The following is a 5150-nucleotide window of genomic DNA, read 5'->3' on the forward strand; positions in this document are numbered from 1 at the left end:
TTACCCTTCAACTGGTTGTTTGGTTGAAGATAAGAAATGTTGGCAATGGTATGTTAAATCCTTTAATTTGCATATAAAAAAATCCATCGAATACGTTCACGATAACTACGATCAAAATATAAATATTGACGATGTATGTGAACATTTAAATATTAATAAAAGCTATTTTTGTAGTATTTTTAAAGCTACTACTGGATATACTTTTTCTCATTTTTTAAATCATTTTCGCATAGAAAAGAGTAAAAAATTTCTGCTAGATACGGATTTAAGTATATTAGATATAGCACTCGCTGTTGGATTTAATAATCAAAATTATTATAGTACTGTTTTTAAGAAATTCACTGGAAAAACTCCTTTTTCCTATAGAATTTCCAATAAATATTAAATTTTATTCCATATTTGCCTTCTATAAATTGATTTGTTACACTAATATCAAGAGGTGTTTTTTAGTAAAATTCACCAAACAAATAAAAATTTGAGGTGATTATAATGGCAAATTACAAAAAAGTAGATATAGAGCATTGGGAACGCAAGGATCACTATCTTTATTATAAGGAAAAATTAAAGGTAGGCTACAGTATGACAGCAAACATAGATGTTACAAAATTTCTCGACTACTGTCACAGCAAAGATATCAAGTTTTATGCGACATTTATTTATTGCTTAACTAAAACTCTAAATAATCTAGAAAATTTCAAAATGTTTGAGGATGAACAGGGAGATTTATGTGTATGGGATTATCTTGTTCCTAATTACACAATTTTTCATAAGGACGACAAGACATTTTCAGATTGCTGGACTGACTTCGATGACGATTTTCAAGCTTTTTACAGAGAAATTACTGATGATATGAACTATTACAAGGATATAAAAGGTGTAAAGGTTAAGCCAGGTCAACCGGCTAATTTTTATTGTGTATCATGTGTGCCTTGGGTTAATTTTACTGGATATGGTACTAATGTTATAAACGGTCAACTTAAATATTTTCCGATTGTCACAATTGGAAAGTATGAAGAAAAGGACGGTAAGATTCTTATGCCTTGTACTCTAACAGCGGCTCATGCTGTATGCGATGGATATCATGTTGGGTTATTTTTTAATTCTCTACAAAAAACATTAAATGACTTTTGCAAATAAAATATTGACTCTCTCGTAACGTAACGGTTTAGGATTAAACCAAGAGGAGGGATTCTATGAAAACTGTAAAAGATGTTTCAGAGATAACAGGTATAAGCATCAGAACACTGAGATATTACGATGAAATAGGATTGCTAAAGCCTACTCAATTAACAAAGACAGGTTATCGATTATATGACAACGAGGCATTAGCAAGGTTACAAGAAATTATTTTTTTCAAGGAATTAGAGATTCCATTATCCGATATAAAAACAATTTTGGAAAATCCAAATTATAATAGAAAACAAGCATTATTGAATCAAAAATCTTTACTAGAACAAAAACGAAATCATATTAATCGAACTATTGAGTTAATCGAAAATGTAATCGATGGAGTAAATAATATGAACTTCGAATTACTCAATGATGAAGATGTTAAAATGATAGTCGATCACTCTATTAGTTTAATAGAAAGCAATACTCTCGAAAAAATAGCTAAGCAATTTGGAAGTATCGAAGCATACCGCAACCTTCTAGAAAAAAATCTAGCAGATGAAAAAATGAGTTCACACATCATTAAAATGTACGGAAGCAAAGATAAAGCACTAAAAGCTATGTTGCATGAAACGGATAATAGAGCTTGTTTTGAAGAGCAACAAATTGAAATAGATGAAACTTATAAACAGTTTGCTTTAGCAAAACAAAAAAATGATTCCGATTTAGCACAAAATGCTGTCAAGCGACTGTCAGAAAACTACAAGAAAATGTTTAAAATCGATAATGCAAGATATTTACTATTAAAAGTAGCAAAGGATTATTTAGATAATTCTAATCCTGTTTTGACAAAAGAAACTGATAAACAATATGGGTATGGAATTACACAATACATTGGTCATTCCATTAGATATTATTATGGAGTATAAATATAAGGGATTATCACAAAAATCATTTTGCGGTAACCCCTTATTTTAAATTTCTCTCCAAATCAATGCAGTATCTTCTACTACTTCTCCAGCAAAATTATTCATCCTATAATTATACTCAACAGCGCCCTTATGCTTATAGTAAGATATCGCCTTCTTATTTTTTGACATAGCCCATACAATTACACTGGTCATATGGTTTTCTTTCATATACTCAAAAAATTTGTCTAGAAGCTTACTTCCTATCCCAGTATTCTTGAGAGTTGGATTTACATATAATGCGTAAAGTTCCCCTTCAGAGTTTTTTTCATCGATACATCCAGCTACAAACCCTATTACCTGATTATTTTCCTTAGATACAAATATGAAGTTCTTCGTATCACTTAAAAATTCTGTCCACTTTTTCTCCGCATCATAGTAATTCAAGGATTTAAGATATGAATCTGATACAAAGCCATCATATGTAATCTTCCAACTGTCTATGTATATTTTGCTTATTTGTTTTATTTCTTCACTTTTATTATTTATTAAGTATATTTGCATGATTATTTCCTCCAAGGTCGAATATCTTTAGTCCAGCCATTATTTATCCACCAATCTCTATCAGTTGGATTCCAACCGGCATCTGGTGAAGATTGCATTTTTCTAAATATAGAGAACATTATTTTAGAGCGCAAGCTTGCATGAGGATTTTGAACTCTTTTTTTGACTTTAGATGCAACCTTTTGTGCTTTACTTTTTATTTGTTGTTCTTTTTTCTCATTTAAATCGTTTACTCCCATAGCATTACTTATAAGTGGAAACGTATAAACCTTTGGAACACCCATCCATTTCAATTGTTTTGCCATGGAACGTACAGTGTGATTCGCAAGTGCACCTGCAGATGAACTTATTGTTATTCCAACCTTTGTAAACATTTTTCCATGAGGTCTATGTGTAATCCATCGGTATGCAAAGTGATCCATTAAATTTTTCATTCCTCCACTCATTTCCATTACATAGTTAGGTGAGTCTAATATAATTACATCTGCTTCCTCCATTGACTTAATAATTGGCTGCACTTTATCAGCCCCAGGACAATGTTCTTCCCCTTTTAGAAAGCAATTATTGCAACCTACACAAAACCCTGGACCATCCTTTGGCAAAAAAAATTCTTTTAGTTCATCTTCCGAGCTCATCAAAAACTCTAAAACTGTGTGTGTCATCTTATATGTCACACCTTTATGAGATTGACCGTGAATAACTGTTATCTTCATCATTCCCCTCCATTTAAATACTTATTTTTCAACATGAGCTACAACTCTTAATCTTCTATAATCTATACTCCATTCTTTACCATTCCATAATTTATCCCTTACCCTTGATTCGAAGTTTTTCAAAATTTGATTTTGTTGTTCTTCAGAAAATTCCTCTAGCTCAGTTTTCAAAAATTGTTTTGCCCAATTCGCCAATCCATTTTCGCCATCTTGTAAAGGTGTAGGTCTATCAAAGTCGTAAATTTTATCTATTATAAATCCATTCTTTTCAAGCAATCTAGAAAATTCATCTACTGTAGGAAAATTAAATTTACTCTTATAAGAATATCCAAATTCCTTAAGTACATTGGTAAACCCTGCTTCTACAATTAAAATATTATCAGGTCCACCAAATTCACAAATTAACTTTCCTGAAGGCTTTAGTGAATTATAAATATTTTTTAATAATAAATCATGATCTGAAATCCAATGAAATACTGCATTAGAAAAGACGACATCCCACTCATTTGAATAAGGAAGCTTAAGTGCATCGTTCACTTCAAAATCTATGTCAGGATAATTTTCTTTGGCCTTTGCAACCATATCCTCTGAACCATCAACTCCTAGAACATATCCTGCATATTTCAACAACTGCTCTGTCAATACACCTGTTCCACATCCAAGGTCTAAAATTCGTTGCTCTTTATCTACAGGTACAAACTCTAATAATCCCTTCCCATATTCAGCAACAAAGCTATGTTTATTATCGTATAATGTTGAGTCCCATTTCATAAAACCACATCCTATTTTCTATTTGATTTATAAATCATCGGAATATATCTTATCCCGTTCGTAATTTGCTCTTCACTAGTTTCAACAAAACCTAATTTCCCATATATACATCTAGCGTATGGCGAAGAATTTACTGTAATATCTGCACCTTTATATTCTTCTAAGGTATGTAAAAAAAGCTTTTTGCCGATACCATTTTTATGATATTTCTCATCTACAAAAAACAAACTTATATGTTTCTCTCTCATAGCTAAAACACCGACTATTTTATTTTCAATAAATGCTCCATAAAATACTAATTTAGCTATTTCATTCTTATCTGAAATAAAATTTTTAAATTCATCAACACCCTCTTGAGGATATTCGGGTGCTTCAAATTTCAGAAAAACCTGCCAAACTAAATCTAATGCACCTTCTATCTCTAAATTGCTTAATTTTCTAATATCAATTTTTTGTGTATTCACTACATCACCACCTTAATATCTTCCTTTAATTATCTATCCAATAAACCTGTACTACCTTTCCATCCGTATGAATAAATTCCTTCTCTAAATCTCCTCCACATTTTAGAATAATTTTCCTAGATGCTTCATTTTCTTTATAGCATGCTAGCATAACATGATCTATATTTATTGATTTGGCGTATTCAACTGCCATCTTCAATATTTGAGTTCCATAGCCCTTTTTTCTCTCAGACGGTCTGACACTGTACCCTATATGTCCTCCATATGAAGCCAAGAATTTATTCAAACGATGGCGTATATCTACCATTCCGACAATCTTATTGTCTGATTCTCTGACTACGAAAAAAGTACTCGCTTCTACCCAATCAGAGCGAACTGTGTTCTTACTTGAATTTTGCTCTGTTAATTTGAGCCATTCTTCATATTCAAGCTCATCTAATAATGCACTACCATTTATAACGTTTTCTCCAATTTCAAAAAACTCATTTCTATAATCTAATGCCTTTTGCTTTATATCTACAGTCGGCTTTACAAGTATTAATTTTTCCATAATGCACCCCCTAATAAACCTTCTCCTAATTTAATAATAGGACTTTAACTATTAGAAATGAAGTCTTTTA

At 31.3% G+C, this 5150-nt stretch carries 8 protein-coding genes; 3 read left to right on the forward strand and 5 right to left on the reverse strand.

What is annotated here, in order from left to right; genetic code table 11:
• From ACI3VO_RS05575 to ACI3VO_RS05585, 3 genes are all read left to right on the forward strand, one after another.
• Positions 1–385, forward strand: a 385-nt coding sequence (locus ACI3VO_RS05575; RefSeq protein ID WP_439756961.1) for a helix-turn-helix domain-containing protein, incomplete at its 5' end; no start/stop codon positions are given.
• A gap of 104 nt (positions 386–489) precedes the next feature.
• A complete protein-coding gene (locus tag ACI3VO_RS05580) occupies positions 490–1137 on the forward strand; it encodes a CatA-like O-acetyltransferase (protein WP_439756962.1) in 648 nt (215 codons plus the stop codon).
• Between the two features lie 56 nt (positions 1138–1193).
• Complete coding sequence (locus ACI3VO_RS05585) at positions 1194–2039, forward strand: MerR family transcriptional regulator (protein ID WP_439756963.1); 846 nt, start codon at positions 1194–1196, stop codon at positions 2037–2039.
• A 45-nt stretch (positions 2040–2084) separates the two neighbouring features.
• Here ACI3VO_RS05585 and ACI3VO_RS05590 read toward each other — a convergent pair whose 3' ends face one another.
• The 5 genes from ACI3VO_RS05590 to ACI3VO_RS05610 are packed head-to-tail and all read right to left on the reverse strand — an operon-like array spanning position 2085 to position 5080.
• On the reverse strand, positions 2085–2582 hold the full coding sequence (locus ACI3VO_RS05590) for a GNAT family N-acetyltransferase (protein WP_439756964.1): 498 nt from the start codon (positions 2580–2582) through the stop codon (positions 2085–2087).
• Between the two features lie 2 nt (positions 2583–2584).
• Positions 2585–3295 carry a flavodoxin family protein gene (locus ACI3VO_RS05595; protein ID WP_439756965.1) on the reverse strand — a complete coding sequence of 237 codons (711 nt, stop codon included), beginning with the start codon at positions 3293–3295 and terminating at the stop codon, positions 2585–2587.
• A 21-nt stretch (positions 3296–3316) separates the two neighbouring features.
• Positions 3317–4066: a class I SAM-dependent methyltransferase gene (locus ACI3VO_RS05600; protein WP_439756966.1), complete on the reverse strand. Its 750-nt coding sequence runs from the start codon at positions 4064–4066 to the stop codon at positions 3317–3319.
• An 11-nt stretch (positions 4067–4077) separates the two neighbouring features.
• Positions 4078–4530 (reverse strand): GNAT family N-acetyltransferase, encoded by a 453-nt coding sequence (locus ACI3VO_RS05605; protein ID WP_439756967.1) that lies wholly within the window; start codon positions 4528–4530, stop codon positions 4078–4080.
• Positions 4531–4555: 25 nt separating this feature from the next.
• Positions 4556–5080: a GNAT family N-acetyltransferase gene (locus tag ACI3VO_RS05610; protein WP_439756968.1), complete on the reverse strand. Its 525-nt coding sequence runs from the start codon at positions 5078–5080 to the stop codon at positions 4556–4558.
• Between the last annotated feature and the right edge of the window lie 70 nt (positions 5081–5150).

The organism is Intestinibacter sp., assembly GCF_051866655.1.
Lineage (GTDB): Bacteria > Bacillota > Clostridia > Peptostreptococcales > Peptostreptococcaceae > Intestinibacter.